We start from the raw sequence: 25398 nt of genomic DNA, 5'->3' as shown, positions 1-25398 counted from the left end.
TTAGGACAAGCGGAACGCCGCATTCTCGGTGGCATGACCCACACCTCTGTCTCCGCGTACGCCGCACCCGCCCCGAAAGCACCGCTGGAGCGGATCACGATTCCGCGCCGCGAGCTGGGTGCCCACGACATCCTGATCGACATCAAGTACGCCGGCATCTGCCACTCCGACATCCACACCGTGCGCGCCGAGTGGGGCGACGGCGGGGCCTTCCCGATCGTCCCCGGCCATGAGATCGCCGGCGTGGTCGCCGAGGTCGGCGCCGAGGTCACCCGCTACCGGGCGGGCGACCGGGTCGGCGTCGGCTGCTTCGTCGACTCCTGCCGGGAGTGCGAGAACTGCCGGGCCGGCCTGCAGCAGTACTGCACCGGCGAGCTCGGCAACGTCGGCACGTACAACGCGACCGGCCGGGACGGCGGGACCACCTACGGCGGCTACTCCACCCACCTCGTCGTCGACGAGAACTACGCGCTGCGCATCCCCGAGAGCATCCCGCTGGACGCCGCGGCCCCGCTGCTGTGCGCCGGGATCACCCTCTACTCGCCGCTGGCCCACTGGCAGGCCGGCCCCGGCAAGAAGGTCGCCATCGTCGGCCTGGGCGGCCTCGGCCACATGGGCGTGAAGATCGCGCACGCGATGGGCGCGGAGGTCACCGTGCTGAGCCAGTCGCTGCGCAAGAAGGACGACGGCCTGCGGCTGGGCGCTGACCACTACCACGCGACCTCCGACCCGGCCACGTTCGAGGAACTGGCGGACACCTTCGACCTGATCGTCAACACCGTCTCCGCCAACCTGGACCTGAACGCCTACCTCGGGCTGCTGCGCACCGACGGCACCCTGGTCCAGGTCGGCGCCCCGGAGAACCCGCTGCCGGTCGCGCCGTTCGCGCTGATCCCGCGGCGCAGGTCACTCGCCGGCTCGATGATCGGCGGCATCCCGGAGACGCAGGAGATGCTCGACTTCTGCGGCGAGCACGGGCTGGCCTCGGACATCGAGGTGATCAGCGCGGAGCAGATCAACGAGGCGTACGAGCGGGTGCTGGCGAGCGATGTCCGCTACCGCTTCGTGATCGACACCTCGACGATCTGATCCGCGGCCCGGTTTCCCGCCCGCTTTCCCGCCCGGCTTCCTGACGCGATCACGCCCGGGGCCGCCTGACGCAGGCCGCCCCGGGCGTGCGCGTGCCATGAGAGTCAATTGAAAACGGTATCCATTTTCAGATAGCCTCCCGACGGCGCCCGCCACCGGTGAACCGCTCCGGCTCGCCCGCCGCCCCCGAAGGAGGCCCCGCCCCATGGCCGTACCCAAGCGCAAGCTCTCCCGCAGCAATACCCGCCATCGCCGCGCCCAGTGGAAGGCCACCGTTCCTCCGCTGGTGCCCGTCACCGTCGACGGCTCCGTCCACCTGGTCCCGCGCCGCCTCGCGAAGGCGTACCGGCTCGGCCTGATCGACCCGAAGGGCTGACCGGCCATGGCACACTCCCGGCTGCCCGTCACCGTGCTCTCCGGTTTCCTCGGCGCGGGCAAGACCACCCTGCTCCACCACATCCTGGGCAACCGGGAGGGCCTGCGCGTCGCCGTCATCGTCAATGACATGAGCGAGGTCAACATCGACGCCGCCCTGGTGCGCGGCGGCGCCGCGGCGCTGTCCCGCACCGAGGAACGGCTCGTCGAGATGACCAACGGGTGCATCTGCTGCACCCTGCGCGAGGACCTGCTGGAGGAGGTCGGCCGGCTGGCCCGCGAGGGCCGCTTCGACTGTCTGCTGATCGAGTCCAGCGGTATCTCCGAGCCGATGCCGGTCGCCGCGACCTTTGCCTTTCCGCGCGACGACGGCGCCACGCTCGACGATCTGGCGCGCCTGGACACCATGGTCACCGTCGTCGACGCCGCCGGCTTCCTGCCCGAACTCACCGGCGGCGACGGCCTCGCCGAACGCGGCCTCGACCAGTACGAGGACGACGAACGCACGGTCAGCGATCTCCTCATGGACCAGATCGAATTCGCCGACGTCCTCGTGCTCAACAAGAACGACCTGGTCGACAGCGCGACCGCCGTACGTCTGCGGGCGACGCTGACCCGGCTCAATCCCGCCGCCCGCATCCTCCCGGCGCAGCACGGCAGGGTGGCGCTCGAAGAGGTACTGGACACCGGCCGCTTCGATCTGGAGCGCGCCCAGCAGGCGCCCGGCTGGGTCAGGGAACTCAACGGCGACCATGTCCCGGAGACCGAGGAGTACGGCATCTCCAGCACCGTCTTCCGCGCCGGCCGGCCCTTCCACCCCGCCCGCCTCTGGCACTTCGTCACCGAAGGCCTGGACAGCGGTGCTTATGGCGACATCCTCCGCTCCAAGGGCTTCTTCCGCCTCGCCACCCGCCCCGGCGTGGCCGGCCTGTGGTCCCAGGCCGGCGCGGTCGCCCGCTTCGAGCCGTCGGGCCTGGACACCGGGCCCACGGAGCACACTCCGGCAGACGGTCCGGACCAGGCCCCCGCCCAAGCCGTCCAGGAGCTGGTCTTCATCGGCACCGGACTGCGGCCCGAGCCCCTGCACGCCGCCCTCACCTCCTGCCTCCTCGCCCCTGACGAATCCACCCCCGTGACGGCCGACGACCCGTTCCCGGCCTGGGAGGTCCACGGGACCGGGAACCGCTGCGAGCAGGAGACGGAGGAAGCCGACGGAGAAGCCAACTCCGCCGCTCAGGCGGCCGGTTGAGGTAGGAGTGACCGGCGCCCGCCCCTTCCCGCAGCGCCCTCCCCCGGGCCTGTCCGGCCCTGACCCCTCGGACAGGCCCGTCGAAGCGCTCCCTCAGCCCTGCGCCCGCCGCATCGTCCGGGACGGCCACCAGCTCGCCCGGCCCAGGAGGATCAGTGCCGCCGGCAGGATCACCACGCGGATGACGAAGGCGTCCAGCAGGACGGCCACCGCGAGGCTGAAGCCGATCTGCTTCATCTCGGCGAGGTGCAGGAACATATAGCTGGCGAAGACCGTCACCATGACCACGGCCGCGCTGGTGACGACCTTGGCGGAGGCGCCGACCCCGTGCAGCACCGCCTCCCGGGTCGGTACGCCGCGCAGTGCCGCCTCCCGTATGCGGCTGACGACGAAGACCTGGTAGTCCATCGACAGGCCGAAGAGGATCACGAACAGGAACAGCGGGACGCGGGACCCGATGGCGCTGGTCGCCGCGGTGTCGAAGCCGAAAAGCGTGCTGGCCAGGCCGTGTTGGAAGAAGATCACGACCAGGCCGAACGCGGCGGCCGCCGACAGCAGGTTGAGCGCGACACCGATCAGACCGATCACCACGGAGCGGAAGACCAGGGCCGTCATGAGGAAGGTCAGCAGCAAGAGCGCCCCGACGACCAGGGGCAGTTTCTCGTTCTGGTGGGCGAGGTAGTCGGTGTCGTGCGCGACATCCCCGCTCACCGCGAACTCCGCGCCGGGCACCTTGCCCACGGTGGCCGGCAGATAGTCCTTACGGAGGCGGTCCAGGGAGGTGATCGCCTCCGGGGAGCTGACCTTGTGGGGTGTCGACACCTCCATGGTGGTGGTGCGGCGGTCCCGCGAGGTGCGCAGCGGCGGGGTGACGTCCTTGGCGTAGAGGGGATCGGACTGGGCTCGCGCGCCCAACTCGCGCAGCGCCGAGGCGACTTCGGGTGCCTGTGCGGCGGCGGCACGGACCACGATCTGATGCTGGACCTGCAGGTCGGGGAAGGCCGCGGTCAGCCGGTCATAGGTCTGCAGGGCAGGGATCTCGCGTGAGTGGCTGTCCTTGTTGAGGACCCGCAGCTGCATGCCCAGGGCGGGCGCCGCGAGGCCGAGCATCAGCAGGACGGACAGGCACAGCGCGCGGACCGGGTGGGTGCTCGCCGGGCGCAGCAGCGCGCGCCAGAGGCGGCCGGCACCGTCCGAACGGTCCCGCGGAGCCGACCGGTGTCCCTTCCGCAGCTCGCGGCGTACCGCGCGGCGTTCGGCGCGCTGGGCGATCTTGACCAGGAGTGCGGGCAGCGCCGTCAGCGAGCTCAGGACCGCGGCCAGTACGACGATGACGGTGCTGGTCGCGAGCGAGGAGAAGACCACGTCCGTGGCCAGATAGAGGGTGGCCGTGGAGACGATGACCGCGAGGCCGGAGACGATGATCGCCCGGCCGGAGGTGGCGGCGGCCAGTTCCACCAGCGCCTCGGGCCCGAGGCGGCCGCCCGCGCGGGCCCGTTCCTCACGTTCTCGCTTGAGGTAGAAGAGCGTGTAGTCGACGCCGACCGCCATGCCGATCAGCAGGATGACATTGGTGCCCACCCCGGCGTCCGGCAGTACGTGGGAGACCACCATCGACAGACCCACGGCGGCCGCGATCGAGGTCAGCGCGAGCAGCAGCGGCACCGCCACCATCAGTGCGGACCCGAAGACGGCCAGCAGGGTCAGCAGCGTGACGGGCAGGGTGATCGCTTCGGAGAGCGCCAGGTCCTGGCCACGCTGGGTATCGACGCCGACGCTGACCGACGGGCTGCCGGTCTCCGCCACCCGCAGCTGCGGGTGGCTGCGCTGGACCGCCGCGGTCCGCTCGGCGAGCGGCGCGACATGGTCATCGGCGTCCGCATCCGCGCCCTTCATCACCACGGCGACCCGTAGCGCGCCGCCGTCGGCCGAGCGGACCGGGGGCGCGACCCGCGCCACCTCGGGCAGCTTCCGCATCCGGGCGGTGATGTCCCGGGCGGCCGCATCGGCCGCCGCCCCGTCGAGTGGGCCGGACCGGGCGGAGATCAGTACCTGCTCGACCGGCTCATGGCCCAGACGGGCCTCGGCGGCCAGGGTCTCGGCGCGGCCGGCCTCCCCGACGCGGTAGTCCGCCGCGGTGGCCTGGTGGGTGCCGACGGAGCTGCCCACCCCCAGGCACAGCACCACGAACGCCAGCCATCCGGCCAGCGCACGCCACGGATGCCGCGCGCTCCAGGTCGCCCACCGCACCGTGACCGGCCGTTTTTCCTTCGGCCGGTGCTCCGTCGGCCGCATTCGTACCGCCACGTTCATCTGCCTGGCCCCTTCGCCATCGCGTCGCGCCCCCCACTGGTACGCATGTAAGTCGAGAATTACAGGTGTCGCCATGGAGCGTCAACCGTAAGATTGCGGTGCGGAGGGCGGCGGACGTGTTTGACAGTCCGTCGCGTCATACGAAAACCTCCGCTGACCGGCGTCCGGAACGGCAAGAAGGTGGGCCATGAACAGCGAGGAGCTGCTGGCCCTGTTGTCCGCCGTGGGCCATGCGCAGCGGCTGCGGGTGATCGCCGAACTTGCCGGTGGCCGGCTCTACGTCAGCGAACTGGCCCGCCGGCTGGAGATGTCCCGGCCGCTGCTCTACATGCATCTGGACCGCCTGGAGAAGGCCGGTCTGGTGGCGGGCCGGCTGGAGCTGTCCGAGGACGGCAAGGCGCTCAAGTACTTCGAACTGACGCCGTTCGAGCTGAAGCTGAACCTGGCCACCGTCCTCGCGGCCCTCCAGGAGGACCGGTCCGGGGCGGCGGCACAGCAGGAGACCGGGGACGCGGACGGCGCGGTGGAGCCGTCGGCAGCGGAGGGACCGAACGACCCTAGGGGGACCCGTACATGAACGGCAGCACCATCATCCCGATTACCGTCCTGGCGATCATCTTCGCCTCGATCACCACGATCGTGGCGTCGTACTTCAAGCTGCAACGGCATCGCGCGGATGCCGCCGCGCTGGCCGAGTACCGCAAGCTCGCGGAACGAGTCACCGTCCAACAGGAGACGATGAGCGCCCAGTTGGCGGAGCTGGGCGACCGGGTCAAGGCCGTGGAGAAATTGCTGCACAGCGTGGGCTGAGGACGGCCGGCGGGCGGGCGCGGGGACCGCGGAAGATTTTCCGCACCGCCCGGCAACCCCCGTCCCCGCCGCACGTCGTCACGGGTGAGGGCGCCAACAGGCGCCGCCCCGTCGAAGAACGTGGAGCAGCCGACCGTGAAGTTCCCCCGTACCCCCCGCACCTCCGCCGGTTTCCGGCCGTACGCCACCCGCCCCCGTCTGCGCGGCGCGGCCGGCGCCGGGCTGGTCACCGCCCTCGCCCTGGCCGCGCTGTCCACGGCCGGCACCGCACACGCCGATGACCGGGCACCGCAGCCGCAGCGTCCGCACACCGGCCGTGCGACCCCGTCGCCCGCCCCACGGCCGGCCGGCGGCAGCGCCCGGCCCACGCCCGAACCGGCCACCAGCGTCCCGCCGGCATCGACCTCCCGGCCCACCGTGCCCGGCACGCCCCGGCCCAGCGCCTCCCCCAGCCGCCCGGGACCGCAGCCGACCAGCGCCGAACCCCGGCCCAGTGCCTCGCCGGCCTCCCCCGGCAAGGGTGGTGACGGCCCCTCGCCGAGCGCCCGGCCCGCCCCCGCCAAGGGCTCCGGGAGCGAGAAGGAACTCGCCCGCACCGGGGCCTCCTCCACGACCACCGTGGCGCTCGGCGGCAGCGCCGCGGCCCTGATCGCCGCGGGTGGCGGCGCCGTCTACGCGGTCCGCCGCCGGCGCGGCTGAGCCACCGCGCGCCAGGCCGCCCGCCCCAGCCCGAGGAATCGATGGAGTACTCCGCCGGCCCGCAGCACGCCCCGGTACGGTTCGCCCTGCCGGGGCCCCGGCCTGCCCTGTGGCGGTGGCTGCTGCGCACCGCCCGCCCGGCGGCCGCCCACCGCGAATCACCGCGCCCCGGCCACCCGCCCCAGCACTCCGCGTACGGCCAACCGGCAGGTGCCGGGGCCCGGTTGCCGGACGGCGGCTCCCCCGCGCCTCCGGAGCCACGCCCGACGATCAGCGAGCTCTACCACGCGCACCGGCTGAACATGGTCCGGCTGGCCGTCCTGCTCGTCGACGACCGCGCCACCGCCGAGGACGTCGTCCAGGACGCGTTCGCCGCGCTCTACAAGCGGCACGGCGAACGGCTCGGCGAGGTCGACAATGCGCTCGCCTATCTGCGCACCGCGGTCGTCAACGCCGCCCGCTCGGTGCTGCGGCGCCGGCGTACCGCACGCGACTACACCCCGCCGTACGAGGCGGATGCGCCGTCCGCCGAGGAGCGGATCGTGCTGGACGAGGAGCACCGGGAGGTGTTCGCCGCGCTGAGCGGGCTGACCGCCCGCCGCCGGGAGGTGCTCGTCCTGCGCTACTGGGGCGATCTGACGGAAGCGCAGATCGCGACGACGCTGGGCATCAGCCGCGGCTCGGTGAAGTCGATCGCCAGCCGCGCACTGAACTCGCTGGAGAAGATCTTGGAGGAGCGGTCATGAGCGGCCCCGGCACGGGTAGCGGTCGCGCCGCAGGCGGGCCTGGCGACGGCGCGGGCGGCATCGGCGCCATGGGCCCTGGAGGCGGCGGCAGCGGCACGGGCCCCGGCGGCGCCGCGTCCGGGCGGCCCGTGGAAGACCGGCTGCGCCGGGCCTTCGCCGCGCGCGCCGAGAGCATCGCCGTCCGGGACCTGCGGCCCGCCGCACCCCCTGGACCGCACACCCGCCGCGGCCGGCCGGCCGGTCCGCATCGGCCCTGGCCGCGCCGTTTCGGACTGCCGCTGGCCGCGGCCGCCGCGACCGCAGCCGTCGTGATCGGCTATCTGGCGACCGCCCCCGGCACCCCGCCGGATCGGCCCGTGCCCGCGACACCACCGAGCCCCGTCGCCCCCACGCCGACCCCGACCCGTACGGGACCGACCCCCGACCCGTCACCGAGCCGCCCGTCGGCAGACCCCGACCGCACCGCCGGCTCGCGGGCGCCCGGCACCGACCCGGCCCGGCCGCCGCACCACTCCCGTTCGGATACCTCCACCCCCCGGCCGACGGATCAGCCGGACGGCCGTCCCTCCGCCACCGCCCTGCCGCCCTCCACCACCCCGTCGCACGCCCCCACCCCGCAGGGCAGCGCCGGGACGGGTGACGGCGGCAACTCCCCGTCACCGACGCACAGTTGAGAGCCTCGTTGGCGGTCACCCACAAAGCCGCGGCGGCCGGAGGGCCCAACACCACCCGCCTGCGTTAGCCGTGCGTTAGCGGATCACCAGCACCCGCGCCGAAGGTCGTGTACACGCCACCGTCCCGGGGGAGCTCCCTATGCCGTTCACCGCCACCACCCGCCGGGTCGCCGCCGGTCTCCTCGTCGCCGCCGCGCTGACCCTGACCGCCGCCTGCCACGGCGTCCCCGGCAACAGGGCCGGCAACCCCGTCACGGCCGTATCACCGGCCCCCACCCCGTCCTCCCCGGACGACGGCGACAACCCCCCGGGCCCCGACGGCCGGGTCGCCTGCACCCCCGAGATGCTCAGATTCCACGCCGGGGCGCTGCCCCGGCGGGACCGTCGCATGCTGCTGACGGTCACCAACTCCTCCGGCCGGACCTGCGACTTCGCCGCCCAGCCCTACCCCCTGCTGCGGTTCGGCGACGACCGGCACGCCGCCCTCCCCGCGATCGAGACGAGCCGCCCGGCCACCGTGGTCTCACTGGCGCCCGACGACACCGCATACGCCACGATCACCACCTCCGCCACCGGCAGGCCGGGCGGCAACGGCCACCGGGGCCGGAAGATCTCCCAGTTCGGCGTCGCGCTGACCCGCCGCGCCGCCCCCACCCAGGTCGGCCTGGACGGCCGCTCTCCCATCCATGTCGACCCGCACACCGCCACGGTCACGTACTGGCAGCCGAATCTGACGGCCGCCCGGAAGTGGTGACGACCCAGGGCCGGACCGTGGCGAAAGGCACCCCTGACCCTCGGGACGCACCGCCACCCCGGCCGTGATCCCTCGGTCAGTCCCTAGGCCGTTCGGGTCGCATCCGGCCATATCCTCCGGCCCGCCCCTCCCCAATGATCCAAATTTGCCGTCAATGATCCTTTTGCGTTGCTGCGGCATGGCTGCGCCCGGTGCCGCTCGCCCGGTAGGCTTTCCGTGTGATCTTCAAGCGCATCGGAAATGGGCGGCCGTACCCGGACCACGGCCGGGAGAGCACCCGCCAGTGGGCGGACGTCGCCCCGCGCCCGGTACGCCTAGACCAGTTGGTGACGACCAAGCAGCAGCTCGACCTCGAAACGCTGCTCGCCGAGGACTCGACGTTCTACGGCGACCTCTTCGCGCATGTCGTGAAGTGGGAGGGCGACCTCTATCTGGAGGACGGGCTGCACCGCGCGGTACGCGCGGCTCTTCAGCAGCGCCAGGTGCTGCACGCCCGCGTGCTCGAACTGGGCTGACGCGCAGCCTCCCTGGCCAACTGACCGGAAATCCCCTCTTACCGCCCGGCGCCACCCAACCCGCCCTGTCCGTATTGACCCTTATGGGTTGGGTCTCGCGCGACGCGTTGATCATCTAGTAGGCACGGCCTGTCTCCCGCACTACGCTGCGCCCATGAGCATGCTGACGCCCCCAGGGATGGGCGGTAAGAAGTACCGCATCACGGGCGACAGGTATCCGCGGATGCGCCGCCCCCGCCACCGTCGCCGGATCGTCCTCACCCTCGTCGTCACGGCCTGCGCCCTCGGCCTGGCCGGCTGGGGGACCCTGCAGCTCATCGACGTCTTCGGTGGCCGTGGCAGTACCGCCCAGGCCTCCCCGGACAAACAGCGCTGCCGGGACAGCGGCAAGGCCGACGCGGCGCAGGCCAGGACCGCCGCACGGAAACCGCCCGCGCCCGGCACGCTGACCGTCAACGTCTTCAACGCCACCCCGCGCTCCGGACTCGCCAAGCGCACCGCCGACGAGCTCCAGAAGCGCGGCTTCAAGATCGGCAAGGTGGGCAACGCCCCTGCCGCCTACGACAAGAAGGTCAAGGGCGCCGGGATACTGCTCGGCCCCAAGGCGGCCGACGCCCCGCTGAAGGTACTGGCCACCCAGCTCACCGGCGCTCAGCAGAAGACCGACGACCGCAAGGGCGCCGAGCTCGACCTGATCATCGGTGACACCTTCAAGGACCTGACCACCCAGCAGAACGCCGCGAAGTCCCTGGCCCTGCTGACCCACCCGTCCCCGGTCCCCGCCACCGACGACAAGTGCTGACCGCATGCGGACGGGCCCTGCACCAACCCGTGGTGCAGGGCCCGGACCATGATCAGGCGGGAAGGCGGCGGCTCGTTCAGCCGGCCGTGCCGTACATCCGGTCCCCCGCGTCGCCGAGGCCCGGCACGATGTAGCGGGCCTCGTTCAGCCGCTCGTCGACCGCCGCGGTGACCACCGTCACCGGCGTGCCGGCCAGCTCCTTCTCCATGACCGCCACCCCCTCCGGCGCGGCCAGCAGACAGATCGCGGTGACATCGTCCGCACCGCGCTTGATCAGCTCACGGATCGCCGCGACCAGCGTGCCGCCCGTGGCGAGCATCGGGTCGACGACGTACACCTGACGGCCCGAAAGGTCATCGGGCATCCGCGTGGCGTAGGTGTGCGCCTCGTACGTCTCCTCGTTGCGGACCATGCCCATGAAGCCGACCTCGGCGGTGGGCAGCAGTCGCACCATGCCGTCCAGCATGCCCAGACCGGCCCGCAGGATCGGTACGACCAAGGGGCGCGGGTGCGACAGCCGCACACCGGTGGTGGGCGTCACGGGGGTCTCGATGTCGACCTGTTCGGTGCGCACATCACGGGTGGCCTCGTAGGCGAGCAGGGTGACCAGCTCGTCGGCGAGCCGCCGGAAGGTGGGGGAGTCGGTGCGCTTGTCGCGCAGTGTGGTGAGTTTGTGCGCCACCAGCGGGTGGTCGACGACGTGGATCCGCATGGCATCGACACTAACCGAGCCGGAAGGCCGCGGCGCCCGCCGTGCAGCACCCGGCAGCCGCTCACGGCGGCGCGGTGTGATCGGCATCAATCCACCGAAAGGAGGGAAAGGGGGCACGTACGCCCGATCGGCCGTCCTGCCGTCGGGCGAAGACCCCGCCCGAGGTGGTGTGCGTGTGCCCGACCGTAAGCGGACCCATGACACGAACGACGCCGTCTCCGCCGACGAGGGCGCGCCCCTCGACGCCGAAGCGGAAGCGGCGCGCCGACGGCGCCGCGCACAATTTCTGCGGGAACTGCACGAGGCCAAGGAGCTGCGGAACCGCGTCCAGCCCCGTCGCGCACGTGCCGAGCGGATGCGCCAGGCCCTGCGGATGCGCACATTCCGCTGGTAGCGGAGCCCGTTCCGCTGGTAGCGAACCCCCCTCGCGCCCCGCCTGCGCTGCGGCACGTGAGCGACATCTCGCACAACCTCCGCACGACGCAGCGCCGAAGACCCCGCGCGAACGCGTTGTTTCTGCCACGATTCCGAAGGGGCGGGACCAACGGCGTGCAGCGCCGCCCCGCCCGGCCCGGCACGCCTATGACCAGTGGGAGAGTCACGGTGTACTTCGCCGCACTGCTCGCGCGCACCGAAGACGGGTGGGAAGCGAGCGATACGGAGCTCGACGATGTGGAGACGCTGACCGATCTGGCCGATCTGGCCCGAGAGGCGGCGGTCGACGACGACACGGTGGTGGCCTTCATCGAGCAGGAGGGCGCCTGGTTCGGCGTCGTCCGGGTGGACGGAGAGGACGACCCGCGGGTCTTCCTCTCCAACGCCGCCGCCGCCGCCAAAAGCTCGTACGGCGCGATGCTGACCGACGAGCTGCTCGGCCGCGATGAGGACGATGCGGCCGATGACCTCGACAGCCTCGACCTGGACGGCACGGAGGACGGCGAACCCGAATCGGACAACAACGTTCATGACGACGACGACAACGACCCCCTGGACGCGGTGAACGGCTCGGACGGCCCACCGCACGGCCCGCTCGGCGATGCCGCCCTGCTGACCGACCTGGGCGTCAGCGAGAAGGAGCTGCTGGCCCTCGACGGTGATGCGCTGAGCACCATCGCCGACTCGCTGGGCTGCACGGAGGTCCTCGAAGCCGTGCGCTGAGCCGGCCATGCCGGGCCCGTGCCCTCAGGGCCTGGGCCCCGCCCCCGGTCACGTCCCCGACACTGGGGACATGACCGTCCCCCCATCCGCCTCTCACCCCTCCCCCGCGCCCGACCCGCTGCGCGATCCGTGGATCGCACCCATGCGGCAGGCGCTGGGCGAGGCCGCCCGCGCCCCCGGGACCGGTGACGTCCCGGTGGGCGCCGTCGTGCTGTCCGCGGACGGCACGGTCCTCGGCACCGGCCACAACGAACGTGAGGCCACCGGCGATCCGACCGCCCACGCCGAGATCCTCGCGCTGCGGGCAGCGGCCCGGACCCTGCGGGAGAAGGCACCGGCCCCTGGTTCCCCCCGGACGGGTCCCGGTGAAGATGCCGCCCCGGGTGCCGGCGGGCGACGGGCGGGCGAGTGGCGGCTGACCGACTGCACCCTCGTCGTCACCCTGGAACCGTGCACGATGTGCGCCGGCGCGATCGTGCTCTCCCGCGTCGACCGCGTCGTCTACGGCGCCCGCGACGCCAAGGCCGGCGCGGCCGGCTCCCTCTGGGACGTCATCCGTGACCGCCGTCTCAACCACCGCCCCGAGGTCATCACCGGCGTCCTCGAAGCCGACTGCGCGGCCCTGCTGACCGACTTCTTCCGCGACCGCTGACGGGCGGCCCCACCCCGCACCGGCTCCTCCCCGGAATCCGATTTCGGCGCACGGCCACCCGTGGGCTAAGCTCTCTCTCGGTAGCGTGTCCGAGCGGCCGAAGGAGCGCGCCTCGAAAGCGCGTGAGGGGGCAACTCCTCCGTGGGTTCAAATCCCACCGCTACCGCTCAGAGGACGAGGGCCCCGATCTTTACGGATCGGGGCCCTCGTCGTGTCCGGGGGCTTCGTCGTATCCGGGGCCCTCGTCGTGTCCGGGGGCTTCGTCGTATGGGGGCTCGGCGCGACCGGCAGCGAGGTGCGGGTTCCCGCACAACCCGGCGGGGTACCGGTGACCGGGAGCCCGCCTGCCCCGTCCACCGGGACGACCGGGCCGGCCGGGAGCCGTTGAAGAGGCCGCACAGCAAAGAGCGGCGCGCCCGCCGGGACGGACGCGCCGCGGGGCCGGGACGGCCCGTAGGACATGACTAGTCGTTGTGCCGGTTGCGCGCCGCGCGGCGGAAGAAGCGCACGATCAGCCAGATCACCAGGGTCACGACGATGAGGAAGAGGACGAACAGCACGACCAGGAAGATGCCGAGCTTCTTGAAGAAGCCGCCCTTCTTCTTCGCCTTCGACTTCCACTTCGACTTCTTGGACTTGAAGACCGACTTGAGCGGAGCCGAGTGGTGCGCGCTGTGGTGGCGGTAGCCGGCGGACTGCGCGGGGGCGGCGGCGAGCCGGGAGGCATCGGCGCTCCGGCTCGGCGCGCTCGCGGTGGCCGCCGCCCGTGCACCGTCCACCGCGCCGCGGCTCGCCGCCGTAGCCGGTGCGACGGCCGCGGCCAGCAGGCCGACCAGCAGCGCCAGCACGACGGCCGGCCGCCGCCGCGTCAGGGGCGACCGGAGTCCTCCCTGGGCCGGCCGGGCCGCCGCGTACGACGAATCGGGCTCGCGCGGTTCGGAGTTCATGGGCATTCTTCGTTTCCCCCTTGGATCGAGCGTTCAGCCATTATGGGCGGTGGCGGGCACTCCGGCCGAGGTCTCGACCTCCATCAGAGAGGCGCTGCGCCGCTCCTCGTCGAAGGCCGCGCGGCCGCCCCGCAGCCCGAAGAGCCGCTTGGTGAGCGCGATGTAGAGCACCGCAAGGATGTTGACCACAAGCGTGGCGATCTTGAGCCAGCTGATCTTCTCGGTCAGCTCGTAGATCTCCAGCGGCAGGAAGGCCGCCGTCGCCACCACCGTCAGATACTCCGCCCACCGCTTGGCGCGCCACAGGCCCACGCCCTCGATGATCTCCACCAGGGCGTACACCAGCAGCAGCGCGGCCACCAGCAGCAGGGTGGAGTGGCGGTAGCCGAAGGTCTTCTGGATGGTGCCGACGACCGGTGAGTGGTCCAGGTCGTAATGGAAGTGCCGGGCCACCGGGCGGAGCACGGCGATGTACTCGTCGAAGAACTGGCGGACCGCGTCCTTGCGGTTGCTGAACTGCCAAACGCCGACGGCGGCCAGCACGATGAACACTCCGCGCACCGCCCGCTCGACGGCCAGGAACCGCAGGATGAACAGATCGCGCAGGACCTTGCCGCGCGGGACCAGCGGGGCGTCGGCGGCCGGGCCCGAGCCGTGCGGGTCGCCGAGGGCGAAGTCGCCGCAGCGCAGACAGCGCCAGGCCTCGCCGAGCGCGGTGTCCGCGCGCAGCCTGTTCCGGAGGTGCTCCTCCTGCGGGAGGTAGGTGATGTGCCCGCGGCGCGCGCAGGTACGCCGGTCCCAGTCGATCTTCATCGTTGGAGCCTGTGTTCCTTTCGTCGTCCCACGCGGCCGCACGCCGCGGCGCGGCGCGCTTCCGCGCTCCGTTGCTGTCGCGTACATGATGCATGCCGGGCGTGCCGACCAGGTGCTTCGAGACCTACGACGTACGGGTGCGCCCGAGTCGTACGAGGTGGGAGACGCGGGGGCCCTCCGCGTGGTTGCAGACGCGCGGCCGCGGGCCCACAGCGGCAACCCGTGGCGGGGAACCGGCGGTCGCGGACACCGTAACCCCGTACGGCGCGCACCCGGCCACCGCGCACGACGGAGCCCCGCCGCCGGGCCGTGTCCTGGGACCCCCCGTGGCATCCAGGGGCGGCTCGGAGGCGGAGCTCCTGTTCGGTCGGGAGCGGTGTCAGGAGACGGCCGCTCCCCCCGATGCGGACCGAGCCCCCCGGTCCACGCCGCCGTCACGGGGACGATCACGGCGCGGACCCCGCAGCGGGGCCCTGGTCCCGGGCCCGCGGATTCCTGCCAGATCCACCGGGCCACTTCACTCATGGTGCCTGGGGAGACCCGCCCCAACAGGCGGGCGAAGGGCCCCCTTTGGCGGGCCTTTGGTCCATAAAGTCCGTATCAGTACTGGGAAGTCCGGATCAGCGCCGGTGCGGACCGCACGGCCGGCGGGCGGTCGCGGACGACCCGTGGGCTCGACTCCCGCGATCGAACACGTGTGGTTACACTCGCCCGACTGCAACCGGGAGGTGCAGGTACTGCCGTAGGGGACTGCGTAGGGGAGACGGGACTGATGGCGCAGGCGAAGAAGATCGCGTTGTACATGGTCATCGTCTTCGTGCTGTACACGATCATCACCTCCCCGCAGCGGGCCGCCGAAATGGTCCAGATAGGCTTCGAGGGCATCTCGACCGCCGCGCAGGGCGTCGGCGAGTTCATGACGTCGCTGATCAAGTAGGGACCGCCCGATCCGGCCGGCGGACCTCAGGGGCCGCCCGAGGGACGGCTCGGCCCGCGATCGGCCGGCGCCCCAGCCCCGGCCAGTCGGCCCACCGGCCCGGCTGCGCCCCGTCCGCCGCACGGAGGCCCCCAGTGATCCGCCACCTGGTCCTGTTCAAGCTCAACGATGGTGTCTCCCGCGACGAGGAGCGGGTGCAGGCCGGCGTCCGCGCATTCGCGGCGCTGGAGGGCGAGATTCCGGAGCTGACGTTCTGGGAGTACGCCTGGAACATCACCGACCGCCCGATCGCCTACGACTTCGCGATCAACTCCGCCGTGGCCGACACGGACGCCCTCAAGCGCTATATCGAGCACCCGGCCCACCAGGCGGCCGCAGCTCAGTGGCGCGAATTCGCCACCTGGGTGATCGCCGACTACGAATTCTGAGCCGAGGCACTCCCGCACCTCTCCTCGCCGAGCCCCTCGCCCCCCGTGGGCGGGGGGCTTCGCCGTACCCCCGGGCGCCCACCGCCGCCCACCCGCCCCCCGACGGCCCCGCACCCACCCAACTCTCTGTTCAACACGGCGTTATGGGGTGCTTGCACACAGTGCACATGTCTTGTGATGCTATGACCGCTTTTGCCGGATACATGCACTGTGAAGGGTGGCGTGACCGTGACGGCCCGTACTGCGCCCAAGGCTCCATCCCGCGAGAGCCGAAGCGCGGACACGCGGGCGCTCACGCAGGTGCTGTTCGCGGAGTTGACGGACCTCAAGCCCGGCACCCCCGAGCACACCCGGGTCCGTGCCGCACTGATCGAAGCCAACCTGCCGCTGGTCCGCTATGCCGCGGCGCGCTTCCGTAGCCGCAATGAACCGATGGAGGACGTCATCCAGGTCGGCACCATCGGCCTGATCAATGCGATCGACCGGTTCGATCCGGACCGGGGTGTCCAGTTCCCCACCTTCGCCATGCCCACCGTCGTCGGCGAGATCAAACGCTACTTTCGAGACAATGTCCGTACGGTCCATGTGCCGCGCCGTCTCCACGAGCTCTGGGTGCAGGTCAATGGCGCGACCGAGGACCTGACGGTGCTGCACGGACGTTCCCCCACCACCGCCGAGATCGCCGAGCGGCTGAAGATCGGCGAGGACGAGGTCCTGGCCTGCCTGGAGGCCGGCCGCTCGTATCACGCCACCTCGCTGGAGGCCGCCCAGGAAGGCGACGGCCTGCCCGGACTGCTCGACCGCCTCGGATACGAGGACCCGGAGCTGGCCGGCGTCGAGCACCGCGACCTCGTACGGCACCTTCTCGTCCAGCTGCCCGAGCGGGAGCAGCGGATCCTTCTGCTGCGTTACTACAGCAATCTGACGCAGTCACAGATCAGTGCGGAGCTGGGGGTGTCGCAGATGCATGTCTCGCGGCTACTGTCGCGGAGCTTCGCCCGACTGCGATCCGCAAACAGGATCGACGCGTAGCCGGGATGAGCGACCCGTTCCTGCACAGATATGTCGACAAGGCGCTACAGCGTGTTGCCGACATGTGACATTCTGCAGGAACCGCGTTTGCCGTAGCGCTGCCTCCGGTATTCAGGTGGAGGTATCACTCCTCGGTCCGCCCCGGCCCGAGGACGCCGCAGCGACCCGACCGCGACCTCAAGGGGGTGGCATGTCCGTAGAACTGGGCAGCTCGAAGGTGCTTGCCGCGATTCCCGCGCCCGCACCACACGTGCATGACGACAACGCCATCAACACCCGCACGCTCTCCCGCTCCCTGTTCCTGCGGCTGGCCTCGCTCGACAAGGACTGCGCGGAACGTACCTACGTCCGTGACACGCTCATCGAACTGAACCTCCCTCTGGTGCGCTACGCGGCCGCCCGCTTCCGCAGCCGCAACGAACCGATGGAGGACATCGTCCAGGTCGGCACCATCGGCCTGATCAAGGCGATCGACCGTTTCGACTGCGAACGCGGCGTGGAATTCCCGACGTTCGCGATGCCGACCGTGGTCGGCGAGATCAAGCGCTTCTTCCGCGACACGTCATGGTCGGTACGCGTCCCGCGCCGGCTCCAGGAGCTCCGGCTCGCCCTCACCAAGGCCAGCGACGAGCTCTCCCAGAAGCTGGACCGCTCCCCGACCGTCCCCGAACTGGCCCTGTGCCTGGGGGTGTCGGAGGAGGACGTCGTCGACGGCCTGGCCGTCGGCAACGCGTACACCGCCTCCTCGCTCGACTCCCCCTCCCCCGAGGACGACGGCGGCGAGGGCTCCCTCGCGGACCGCCTCGGCTACGAGGACAGCGCCCTGGAAGGCGTGGAGTACCGCGAGTCCCTCAAGCCCCTGCTGGCCAAACTCCCGGCCCGCGAGCGCCAGATCATCATGCTGCGCTTCTTCGCCAACATGACGCAGTCCCAGATCGGCGAGGAGGTCGGCATCTCCCAGATGCACGTCTCCCGCCTGCTCACCCGCACCCTGGCGCAGCTGCGCGAGGGCCTCATCTCCGACTGAGGAACGGTCCGCCGAGGGGCCGCAAGGCGCTCCGTGCCGCTCGGCGGACAGTTACAGAGGCGCAGGGAGGAATGCGGGGGCGTGGCGCGAAAAGCGCGCGCCCGGCCGCATGAGGGGCCGGACGAGGGCTCGTGACCCCGTTTGCGCACCGTGTTTCGTGCCATTCCGCTGGTGCGTCCTCCGACGCCCTCAGGAATCTCCGAACGCAGCCCGTCGAGCAGGGACTTGGTACGGGCCAAAGCCACCCGCCCGTCGTCCGTGAGTATCAGCCGGCCGACGTCGTCAGCGGTGAGCCCACCACGGTGGAGCAGGCACCTTCGCCATTCCCCGTCCTGCGGATCGATGCCGGAAGCTCAGCCAAAGCTGAGGCCACGTGTTTCCGGCCGCGCGAGAGCCACGATCCGGCCAGACTTCAGCAACTCGACCGACCTCTGTACACCTGACGTACCGTCAGTAACACTGGCCCGATGCGACGGACGACGACTGTGGCCGCCGCCTCTGCGGCCGTGCTGGGTCTGGGTGTTCTGCTCACCGGCTGCGGAAGCTCGGCCGACCAGGGCTATGTCGCGGTGGGCGCGGCAGGCCCCACCGATGATCACGCGCCGGCACGGGCCGTACCGCCGGAGGGCGGCGTCGAGCTGACCCCGCTGGACGGCGACGGAGGCCGCAGCGGCGGTAGCGGAGACGGCAACAGCGGCAGTGCGGGTACCGGCCGGTCCGGACCGGGGTCTCCCGCCGGATCCCGTAAGGGTGACATGGCCGACGGCACGGGAGCCCCCGGCGCATCCGGCGCCCCGCCCGGCTCCTCCGCACCACCCGCGGGCGCGCACACCGGCCACGGCGACGGCGCCACGTCCCCGTCCTCGCCGGGCGCACCCAACTCCCCCACCCGCCCCGGAGGTTCCACGCCGCCGCACGGCTCTCCCGCTCCCGTACCGCCCTCCCCCACCATCCCGGCCGGGCCGGACGCGCCCGACGGCCTGCTGATAGGCAAGCCCGCTCTCGCCGGCACCGACGTCCGCTGGTGCCAGAAGGTCGGTCACGCTCGACTTCCTCAACAACGGCGACCGGCCCGTCACCGCCGGCACCGTCACCTTCGGCACCCACATCATCGGCGCCCTCGGCGTCGACTGGGCCACCCGCACCTCCACCCACGCCCTTCCGCTGCCGCTCGCCGTGGGCAGGAAGCAGACCGGCACCTGGCGGGTGTGCGTGGACAGCTGGCGGGTGCCGCTGGGCATGCACCTCGACACGCAGGACGTGACCTTCAGCTGGAAGTGAGGGGACGCGCGGCGGCCGTCCCTCTCCCGGGCCGTGCTTACCGCCGCCCTGCCGCCGCACCCGTTGCCGACCTGGCCGAAACTCGACCCTGAGGGGCGCGTCGAATGGCTTCCCTGAAGAGCGATGAGTTCCGACCGGTGCGACGGTCTGAAGAGGCACAGACGCAGCCACCGGCAGCGACCCGTCCCAGGGAGAAGACCATGCCCCAGATCACCCCCAACCTCTGGTTCGACACCCAGGGCAAGGAAGCCGCGGAGTTCTACTGCTCGGTTTTCCCGAACTCGAAGATCAAGACCGTCACCCATTACAACGAGGCAGGTCCGCGCCCCGCGGGGACCGTACTGACGGTCGAGTTCGAGCTCGACGGCCAGGCGTACATCGCGATCAACGGCGGCCCCGAGTTCACCTTCGACGAGGCGATCTCCCTGATGGTCAACTGCGCCGACCAGGAGGAGATCGACTATTACTGGGCCAAGCTCTCCGAGGGCGGCGAGGAGGGCCCCTGTGGCTGGGTGAAGGACAAGTACGGCCTGTCCTGGCAGATCGCACCCGGCGGTATGGCGGAGCTGCTGAACGACCCGGACCAGGGGCGCGCGACCCGCGCCATGAAGGCCATGCTCGGCATGAAGAAGATCGACATCGCCGCCCTCCACGGGGCGGCCGATCAGGCGTAGGGCAGCACCCGGGCGCCCCGGCCCTCGGTGACGCGCCGCGGGAGCCCCGGGCCGGCCACGGTCCGGGGCTCGCCGATGCGCCGGGAGCGGCCGTCGTCCGGGGCTCGCCGGGAACGGCCGCCATCCGGAACGCGCCGGGAGCGGCCGTCGCCCGTGACGCCCCGCTGCACCCCGGGCCGCCGTCACCTCAGGACCGGCTGGGATTCCGCCCCGTCCGTATCGGGCGCGGTACGGGGCGGCGGTGTACGCCCACCTCGCGCAGCGCACGGGCGGCAGCGTTCACGGCCGTGGGGGACGCCTCGGCGAAGACCGCCTCATGGGCGTCGGCATTGGCGCGGACGGCGCGCTCGGCGGTGCGCACCCCGTCCGGCGTAAGCCGGATCATGGTGCTGCGGCCGTCGTCCGGCGAGGGCTCGCGGAGCACGAGTGCGCGGCCGGCGAGGTGGTTGACGACGTTGCTGATGCCACCGGAGGACAGCAGCAGGGCCCGGACCAGTTCGTTCGGCTTCATCCGGTACGGCTCGCCGGCCCTGCGCAGGGCAACCAGGATGTCGAACTCGGCGACGGTCAGGCCGAGTTCGGGCAGCACAACACGGGTGGCCGCGTCCAGGGCGCCGGCCAGCTGAGCTATCCGCTTCGACAGTTCCGTCGTCGGGCGGAGCACATCCGGCAGCTCGGTGCGCCAGGCGCCCAGCAGCGCATCGACGGGGTCGGGGCCTGGCCCGGGTGCTGCGGTCACCTCTGCAGGATAGTTCACCATCATGATAGCTTTCTATAAAGCTTTCTTCCGAATGTGTAGAGGGTGACTTGCCATGGGAATCGAGCGCCACCACACACCGCGACTGCTCCTGCGCGGCGGCCTGGTCATCGACACCGCCCCCCACCCCGTCGTCCACCCGCACACCGACGTCCTCATCGAGGACGGCCGGATCGCCGCCCTGGGCCCCGGTCTGCCGCTCGATGACACCGATGCCGGCCTGGAGGTGATCGACGCCCGCACGATGATCGTGCTGCCCGGCTTCGTCGACGCCCACCGGCATCTGTGGCAGGGAGTGCTGCGGTCCGCGGCGGTCGACGAGAGCCTCGACAGCTACTTCAGCCGGATCCTCGGCGACCTCGCCGCCCGGTTCACGCCCGCCGATGTGTACACCGGCAACCTCCTCGGCGCGCTGGAGTGCCTGGACTCGGGGGTCACCACCGTCCAGGACTTCTCGCACGTCCAGTACACGCCGGAGCACACCGCGGCCGCCGTCGAGGCGCTGAAGGAGGCGGGAATCCGCGCCCTCTTCGGCTACGGCTACCCCGTCTTCGACGACTCCGCCCGGCAGTCCGACTGGGTGCGCAAGGCCCGCACCGAGCACTTCCCGTCGCGCGATGCGCTGGTCACGATGGCCCTGGCGCCCGTCGGCCCCTCCTTCGCGCCGGCGGAGGCGGTACGGGAGGACTGGCTGCTCGCCCGCGAGCTGGGGCTGCCCGTCGCCGTCCACGTGAGCGCCGGGCCGGTGGCACAGCGGCCGGTCGCCGCCCTCCAGGAACAGGGCCTGCTCACCGCCGGCACCCTGTACGTACACGGCAATTCGCTGCCCGACTCCGAGCTGCGGCTGATCGCCGAGTCCGGCGGGGCGGTGGCGATCACGCCGGCGATCGAGGCCTCGATGCGGTTCGGCGCACCGATGGCGGGACGGCTGCGCCGGGCGGGCGTCACCACGGGGCTGGGCGCGGACGCGGTCACCTCCGCACCGGGCGACATGTTCTCGCAGATGCGCGCGGCGCTGATGAGCAGCCACTTCGACGAGGACGACACCGCCGGGACGCCCACGGTCAAGGCCGCCGATGTGCTGCGCATGGCCACCGCCGAGGGGGCCGCGGCGCTCGGCCTGGGCGATGAGGTGGGGTCACTGGGGGTCGGCAAGCGCGCCGATCTCGTCCTGCTGCGCGCCGACGCGCTCAACCTCGCCCCGGTCGCGCACGATCCGATCGGTGCGGTGGTGACCGCCGCACACCCCGGGAACGTCGACACGGTCCTGGTGGACGGGCGCCCGGTCAAGCGCCACGGGCAGCTGTTGTACGGGAACCTCGGCGGCGTACTGACCGAGGCCCACCGTGCGGCCGAACGCCTCGGGGCGTCGAGGTCCTAGAGGGCTCGCAACGGGCTCGCAACGGGGTCCGGTACGAGGCAGCGAGGATGCCTGGAGCCGTATCGCGCGGCTCGGTGGGCGACTCGTCCGCCTTGCTCAATCTGCCGTGTTTTCCTCCGGAACCGCCTGGTCAGCGCCCCTCCTGCGCAGTCCTGTCCGCCTCTCGTACGGTGCTCCGGTACGGCTGCACTGGTCATGCACAGGACCGATGCAGAGAAGTTCGAACGCAATTGGGGGGGGACCCGTGGGTGACATACGGGTGGACACGGCGAAGGTGCGCGGCACCGGCGATGACATGAAGGCGTTGTCGAGCGACACTCAGCGGCGGCTGTCACATGTCCTCGACAGCTCTCAAGAGGTCTACTACGACGCCATGTTCTGGAAGTCCGGAAACGCCGTCATGTCGTGCCGCACCGCCTGGCAGGATCACATGATCGCGCTCGCCAAGAAAATGGGCGAACTGGGGCAGCGGTTGCAGGACTCGGCCGACGGCTACGACGCCGCGGACCAGGAAGCCGTCTCCAGGCTGCGGGCCGGCATGCGGGACCTGGGGAGGCACTGACCGTGGTCACGTATTCGGAACTCATCAGCGCCCACCCCCGGAAGTGGAAAGAGGCCGCGGACGACTGGGCGGCGCTGGCGAAGTACGCCCTGAACGCCGCGAACGACGTACGCGAGCAGGGCGCCAAGCCCCTCGCCGACCACTGGGCGGACGAAGTCGGCAGTGCGGCGGCCGGCGACTTCGTGAAGCTGGCGAATCAACTGGAGTCGGCCTACGACCTGTTGCTCAGCGTCAAAATGGTCATGGAAGGCATGCACACCAGCCTGGATACGGCGATGAGCACCGCATGCCAGATCACCGATCTCTCACGGGCTCACGACCTTCCCCTTGGCGATGACGGCATGCCGCTGGAATGCCCCGCCCCGAACGCGGGCGCGGACCAGCAGCAGGCCTACAACGACATCGTCGCCCTGCGCGAACAGGCACTGCGGCAGGCGACGGAAGCGGACGAAAAGACGTCGGCCGAGCTGTACCGCCTGGCGGGCACGGTCGGCATCAGCGACCCGGACAAGGCCCTCAAGGAGCAGAACCGCGCCTCGCATGTCGAGATGGACATGCTCGCCGCCGACATCCCGAAGCCGAACACCGACCCGGCCGCGGTACGCGCCTGGTGGAACGGCCTGAGCGAGAAGCAGCAGTACGACATGGCGCGGGCCGAGCCGGTGAAACTCGCGCACCTCGACGGAATTCCCGAGAGCACGAAGCGCGAAATGCGCGGCACGGACGGGAAGTTCGACCGGGTGAAGATGGTCCAGTATGCCCTCGACAACTGGAACAAGAAGGACCCCATCCACTTCGACAACAACTGCACCAACTTCGTCTCCCAGGCGCTCGACCACGCGGGCATGCAGAAGAAGATCGACCCTTGGTCAGGGGCCCGGGGCGACGACACCTGGGGAAATACCGGCGGCATCGGCATCGACTCGATCGACGCGAGCATGTACTACTCCAAGACCTGGGCCGGAGCGGAGAACCAGCAGAACTTCATGCTCAAGCACGGTGGGGAGGAAGTCCCCCAGTCCCAGGCGCGGCCCGGCGACATCGTCTACTACGAGCAGCAGGGGCCCGACGCCGAAAGCGAGCGTGGCAACACCCACCACGCCGCCGTCGTCACGGCCGTGATGCCGGACGGCGAGGTCAAGTACACCCAACACCAGGACTCTTACCAGAACGCGAGTCTGCAGGGACGGCTCCCGGCAACGGAGAAGGCCGAAGGTCAGCAGAGAATCCGTATCGTTCGCCCGCACCCGGATTGGTACTGACAGTGACGACCGAAGCGAGCCCACAACCCGCGACGCCGGCACCTCGCCCCTCGGGGCGCTGGCAGATGATGATCCTCTCCGTGCCATTGCTCTCGGCGGCGGCAATCATCGGCTTTTTTGCGTCGGTCTCGCTCTCCAACGGGCACCACGCATTCCAGTCGGCGGCGTGCCGGTACACGCTGCTGCCGTGGACGAACTTCGCCGTCGCCTACGGCGGCCTGGCAGCGGCCGTCCTCGCGGTGGCCGTCCACCTGCTGATGTTCCGGTCCGCACGACGCGCCGGGCAGGACCCCAATCGTGGCTGGCAGAGCCTGCTTTCGACGCTCTTCTTCGTCATCGCGTGCCTCATGGTCCTGCTGACGGCCGGCATGGCGGTCGTGGCCCATATGGACGCCGCCGAGGCAGCCGCGAATATCGGAAAGACGCTGTGTGAGGGCTAGGGCCTGAGGCGCCCTTGGTGCCGCCACTCACGACGGTGGCGGCCCGGGGTGGCCTTCCGTTGCGGCTCAGGAAGCCGCGAGGGCCCGCGTCAGGCGTCCGGCCGCCGCTCAGTCACGAAGGAGCCCATGCCAGGGGTAGTGACGATGAGCCCTTCCTCCCGGAGGGCGGCGGTGACCTTACGGATGGTCACGCGCGCGACACCGAACTCCTGCTCCATCCGCACCTCGGAGATGAGCTGGCGTGGAGGGTATGTGCCGTCCGCGATCCGCGCTCGGATCACGTCGGCAATCTGCTTCCACTTGGGCAACGTCGGGTCGAACTCCATTGCGTCACGGACCGTCGGAGGACCGGGCCGCCTCTTTGAGGATTTCTGTGGCGTTCCGTGAGACGAACGAGCCCATGCCGGGTTCGGTGTAGATCAGCCCCTCGGAACGCAGCCCGCGGTGCACCTTCTGGCCCGTGGTCGTGGCGATGCCGAACTCCTCCAGCATCTCGACCACTGAGGGGACGCGAGTGCCGGGCTGGTAGGTGCCGTCTGCGATGCGCTGCCGGATCACGTCGGCGACCTGTCGCCATCGGGGCCGGTCCGGTGCAAATTCGATCACTTGACCAAGGTAGGCACGCCACCGCATGGCAGGCGAGAGGTACTAAGGGGTGCCATGGCGTAGCAGACCGCACTAGACTCAAGCCCACACAGACCCCGGCGGGTGCGCCAACACCCCCGGGGCACGGCCCACGCTGCCCAAGGAGCGTCGACATGCAAAACCTTATGCGCGGCCTTCTCGCCCGGTTAAGGAAGCGCCGGACTCGCCCCGCCCCCGCCGTCACGTACCGGCCACAGCGGCCGGCGCACCGGCCTCTCCTCCGCCGTCGACCCGAATCTCCCCTCGATGGCGACGCCGCCCTCCTCGTACGCCCCTGCCTCCTCGCGCACGAGCGCCAAGAGGCGTGGCGCGAGGGGGCGTTCCTACGTGAGATGGCGGTCAGCTCATGAGCGGCGGGATGCGGCTGCTGCCCTGGGGCGGGCCGGACGGGCAGCGCTGCTACCTCTCCACCGATGAGGCCGGCGGGTATCTGTCCCAGCTCGCCGACGGCATGGAAGAGGCTCAACTCGGCACCGGCGAGGAGCTGCTCCGGCACGCGGCCGAGCTGTTGAACGGGCCGGCGGAGGCGACCGCCCGGGAACTGCGCTTCTGTGTCCACAGGCTGTGTGAAGCGCTGCGGGACGCGCTGCGGATCGCGGAGAGCAGGGACGGGCGCGTGACGTAACCGGCAGGCAGAAAGATCAAGGGCCCGGCATCGCGATGC

At 71.1% G+C, this 25398-nt stretch carries 31 protein-coding genes and 1 tRNA gene; 25 read left to right on the top strand and 7 right to left on the bottom strand.

Translation table 11 applies throughout. From position 1 onward, the window contains the following. The first annotated feature begins 33 nt into the window (after positions 1-33). The 3 genes from ACWGI6_RS01535 (at position 34) to ACWGI6_RS01525 (ending at position 2713) form a co-directional block, all read left to right on the top strand. Entirely contained in the window at positions 34-1089 is a 1056-nt protein-coding gene (locus ACWGI6_RS01535) for an NAD(P)-dependent alcohol dehydrogenase (protein WP_453265615.1), read from the top strand. Between the two features lie 205 nt (positions 1090-1294). Continuing rightward, a complete protein-coding gene (gene rpmF / locus ACWGI6_RS01530; protein ID WP_393904140.1) occupies positions 1295-1465 on the top strand; it encodes a 50S ribosomal protein L32 in 171 nt (56 codons plus the stop codon). Between the two features lie 6 nt (positions 1466-1471). Next, complete coding sequence (locus ACWGI6_RS01525; RefSeq protein ID WP_453265614.1) at positions 1472-2713, top strand: GTP-binding protein; 1242 nt, start codon at positions 1472-1474, stop codon at positions 2711-2713. Between the two features lie 93 nt (positions 2714-2806). On the opposite strand, the gene ACWGI6_RS01520 is transcribed toward ACWGI6_RS01525, so the two are convergent. Further along, positions 2807-5026, bottom strand: coding sequence for an MMPL family transporter (locus tag ACWGI6_RS01520; RefSeq protein WP_453265613.1), 2220 nt, complete (start codon positions 5024-5026; stop codon positions 2807-2809). Positions 5027-5213: 187 nt separating this feature from the next. On the opposite strand from ACWGI6_RS01520, the gene ACWGI6_RS01515 reads away from it, so the two are divergent. The 8 genes from ACWGI6_RS01515 (at position 5214) to ACWGI6_RS01480 (ending at position 10026) form a co-directional block, all read left to right on the top strand. Beyond that, entirely contained in the window at positions 5214-5603 is a 390-nt protein-coding gene (locus tag ACWGI6_RS01515) for an ArsR/SmtB family transcription factor (protein WP_453265612.1), read from the top strand. After that, a complete protein-coding gene (locus tag ACWGI6_RS01510; RefSeq protein WP_453265611.1) occupies positions 5600-5836 on the top strand; it encodes a hypothetical protein in 237 nt (78 codons plus the stop codon). Before ACWGI6_RS01515 ends, ACWGI6_RS01510 begins: the two co-directional genes overlap by 4 nt. A gap of 135 nt (positions 5837-5971) precedes the next feature. Further along, positions 5972-6535 carry an LPXTG cell wall anchor domain-containing protein gene (locus ACWGI6_RS01505; protein ID WP_453265610.1) on the top strand — a complete coding sequence of 188 codons (564 nt, stop codon included), beginning with the start codon at positions 5972-5974 and terminating at the stop codon, positions 6533-6535. Positions 6536-6576: 41 nt separating this feature from the next. After that, positions 6577-7281: an RNA polymerase sigma factor gene (locus ACWGI6_RS01500; RefSeq protein WP_453265609.1), complete on the top strand. Its 705-nt coding sequence runs from the start codon at positions 6577-6579 to the stop codon at positions 7279-7281. After that, on the top strand, positions 7278-7955 hold the full coding sequence (locus tag ACWGI6_RS01495) for a hypothetical protein (RefSeq protein ID WP_453265608.1): 678 nt from the start codon (positions 7278-7280) through the stop codon (positions 7953-7955). The genes ACWGI6_RS01500 and ACWGI6_RS01495 overlap by 4 nt, the downstream gene beginning before the upstream one ends. Before the next feature lie 139 nt (positions 7956-8094). After that, the gene (locus ACWGI6_RS01490) at positions 8095-8709 is read left to right on the top strand and encodes a DUF4232 domain-containing protein (RefSeq protein WP_453265607.1); all 615 of its coding nucleotides are present in this window, start codon (positions 8095-8097) and stop codon (positions 8707-8709) included. A 218-nt stretch (positions 8710-8927) separates the two neighbouring features. Further along, on the top strand, positions 8928-9224 hold the full coding sequence (locus ACWGI6_RS01485; RefSeq protein WP_030084955.1) for a type II toxin-antitoxin system VapB family antitoxin: 297 nt from the start codon (positions 8928-8930) through the stop codon (positions 9222-9224). 154 nt (positions 9225-9378) lie between these two features. Then, complete coding sequence (locus tag ACWGI6_RS01480) at positions 9379-10026, top strand: LytR C-terminal domain-containing protein (protein ID WP_453265606.1); 648 nt, start codon at positions 9379-9381, stop codon at positions 10024-10026. A gap of 76 nt (positions 10027-10102) precedes the next feature. Here the strand turns inward: ACWGI6_RS01480 and upp are convergent, their stop codons facing one another. After that, complete coding sequence (upp, locus tag ACWGI6_RS01475) at positions 10103-10738, bottom strand: uracil phosphoribosyltransferase (protein ID WP_393904150.1); 636 nt, start codon at positions 10736-10738, stop codon at positions 10103-10105. Positions 10739-10913: 175 nt separating this feature from the next. On the opposite strand from upp, the gene ACWGI6_RS01470 reads away from it, so the two are divergent. The 4 genes from ACWGI6_RS01470 to ACWGI6_RS01455 all read left to right on the top strand — a co-directional run bounded on the left by ACWGI6_RS01470 (position 10914) and on the right by ACWGI6_RS01455 (position 12714). Further along, entirely contained in the window at positions 10914-11132 is a 219-nt protein-coding gene (locus ACWGI6_RS01470) for a hypothetical protein (protein WP_453265605.1), read from the top strand. Positions 11133-11341: 209 nt separating this feature from the next. Continuing rightward, a complete protein-coding gene (locus ACWGI6_RS01465) occupies positions 11342-11896 on the top strand; it encodes a tRNA adenosine deaminase-associated protein (RefSeq protein WP_393904357.1) in 555 nt (184 codons plus the stop codon). A 70-nt stretch (positions 11897-11966) separates the two neighbouring features. Beyond that, positions 11967-12548: a nucleoside deaminase gene (locus tag ACWGI6_RS01460; protein ID WP_453265604.1), complete on the top strand. Its 582-nt coding sequence runs from the start codon at positions 11967-11969 to the stop codon at positions 12546-12548. Between the two features lie 79 nt (positions 12549-12627). After that, a tRNA-Ser gene (locus ACWGI6_RS01455) sits at positions 12628-12714 on the top strand. A 298-nt stretch (positions 12715-13012) separates the two neighbouring features. Here the strand turns inward: ACWGI6_RS01455 and ACWGI6_RS01450 are convergent. Together ACWGI6_RS01450 and ACWGI6_RS01445 are read right to left on the bottom strand one after the other, a co-directional pair. Then, positions 13013-13495 carry a hypothetical protein gene (locus ACWGI6_RS01450; protein ID WP_453265603.1) on the bottom strand — a complete coding sequence of 161 codons (483 nt, stop codon included), beginning with the start codon at positions 13493-13495 and terminating at the stop codon, positions 13013-13015. A gap of 33 nt (positions 13496-13528) precedes the next feature. Further along, positions 13529-14308: a DUF2127 domain-containing protein gene (locus ACWGI6_RS01445; RefSeq protein WP_453265602.1), complete on the bottom strand. Its 780-nt coding sequence runs from the start codon at positions 14306-14308 to the stop codon at positions 13529-13531. Positions 14309-15080: 772 nt separating this feature from the next. On the opposite strand from ACWGI6_RS01445, the gene ACWGI6_RS01440 reads away from it, so the two are divergent. The 5 genes from ACWGI6_RS01440 (at position 15081) to ACWGI6_RS01420 (ending at position 19687) form a co-directional block, all read left to right on the top strand. After that, the gene (locus ACWGI6_RS01440; protein ID WP_453265601.1) at positions 15081-15245 is read left to right on the top strand and encodes a hypothetical protein; all 165 of its coding nucleotides are present in this window, start codon (positions 15081-15083) and stop codon (positions 15243-15245) included. Positions 15246-15379: 134 nt separating this feature from the next. Next, on the top strand, positions 15380-15673 hold the full coding sequence (locus ACWGI6_RS01435; RefSeq protein WP_453265600.1) for a Dabb family protein: 294 nt from the start codon (positions 15380-15382) through the stop codon (positions 15671-15673). Between the two features lie 222 nt (positions 15674-15895). Continuing rightward, positions 15896-16705: an RNA polymerase sigma factor SigF gene (locus tag ACWGI6_RS01430; RefSeq protein WP_393904157.1), complete on the top strand. Its 810-nt coding sequence runs from the start codon at positions 15896-15898 to the stop codon at positions 16703-16705. A gap of 190 nt (positions 16706-16895) precedes the next feature. After that, positions 16896-17732 carry an RNA polymerase sigma factor SigF gene (locus ACWGI6_RS01425; protein WP_393904158.1) on the top strand — a complete coding sequence of 279 codons (837 nt, stop codon included), beginning with the start codon at positions 16896-16898 and terminating at the stop codon, positions 17730-17732. 1481 nt (positions 17733-19213) lie between these two features. Continuing rightward, the gene (locus ACWGI6_RS01420; protein ID WP_453265599.1) at positions 19214-19687 is read left to right on the top strand and encodes a VOC family protein; all 474 of its coding nucleotides are present in this window, start codon (positions 19214-19216) and stop codon (positions 19685-19687) included. Between the two features lie 187 nt (positions 19688-19874). Here the strand turns inward: ACWGI6_RS01420 and ACWGI6_RS01415 are convergent, their stop codons facing one another. Beyond that, positions 19875-20426, bottom strand: a complete 552-nt coding sequence (locus tag ACWGI6_RS01415) for a MarR family winged helix-turn-helix transcriptional regulator (RefSeq protein ID WP_453265598.1) — start codon at positions 20424-20426, stop codon at positions 19875-19877. Between the two features lie 73 nt (positions 20427-20499). Here ACWGI6_RS01415 and ACWGI6_RS01410 point away from each other — a divergent pair, with 73 nt between their 5' ends. The 4 genes from ACWGI6_RS01410 (at position 20500) to ACWGI6_RS01395 (ending at position 24089) form a co-directional block, all read left to right on the top strand. Then, a complete protein-coding gene (locus tag ACWGI6_RS01410; RefSeq protein WP_453265597.1) occupies positions 20500-21825 on the top strand; it encodes an amidohydrolase family protein in 1326 nt (441 codons plus the stop codon). A 244-nt stretch (positions 21826-22069) separates the two neighbouring features. Beyond that, positions 22070-22387 carry a WXG100 family type VII secretion target gene (locus tag ACWGI6_RS01405; protein WP_453265596.1) on the top strand — a complete coding sequence of 106 codons (318 nt, stop codon included), beginning with the start codon at positions 22070-22072 and terminating at the stop codon, positions 22385-22387. 2 nt (positions 22388-22389) lie between these two features. Next, positions 22390-23649: an amidase domain-containing protein gene (locus ACWGI6_RS01400; protein ID WP_453265595.1), complete on the top strand. Its 1260-nt coding sequence runs from the start codon at positions 22390-22392 to the stop codon at positions 23647-23649. Between the two features lie 2 nt (positions 23650-23651). Beyond that, the gene (locus ACWGI6_RS01395; RefSeq protein WP_453265594.1) at positions 23652-24089 is read left to right on the top strand and encodes a hypothetical protein; all 438 of its coding nucleotides are present in this window, start codon (positions 23652-23654) and stop codon (positions 24087-24089) included. A gap of 89 nt (positions 24090-24178) precedes the next feature. Here ACWGI6_RS01395 and ACWGI6_RS01390 read toward each other — a convergent pair whose 3' ends face one another. Both ACWGI6_RS01390 and ACWGI6_RS01385 read right to left on the bottom strand, forming a co-directional pair. Then, positions 24179-24415, bottom strand: a complete 237-nt coding sequence (locus ACWGI6_RS01390) for a GntR family transcriptional regulator (RefSeq protein ID WP_453265593.1) — start codon at positions 24413-24415, stop codon at positions 24179-24181. A 4-nt stretch (positions 24416-24419) separates the two neighbouring features. Then, on the bottom strand, positions 24420-24695 hold the full coding sequence (locus ACWGI6_RS01385) for a GntR family transcriptional regulator (protein ID WP_453265592.1): 276 nt from the start codon (positions 24693-24695) through the stop codon (positions 24420-24422). 385 nt (positions 24696-25080) lie between these two features. Between ACWGI6_RS01385 and ACWGI6_RS01380 the strand changes: the two genes are divergently transcribed. Further along, entirely contained in the window at positions 25081-25359 is a 279-nt protein-coding gene (locus ACWGI6_RS01380; protein ID WP_453265591.1) for a hypothetical protein, read from the top strand. Positions 25360-25398: the final 39 nt, after the last annotated feature.

The organism is Streptomyces sp. NPDC054786, from assembly GCF_053611685.1.
This window is presented reverse-complemented; position numbering and strand designations above follow the sequence as displayed.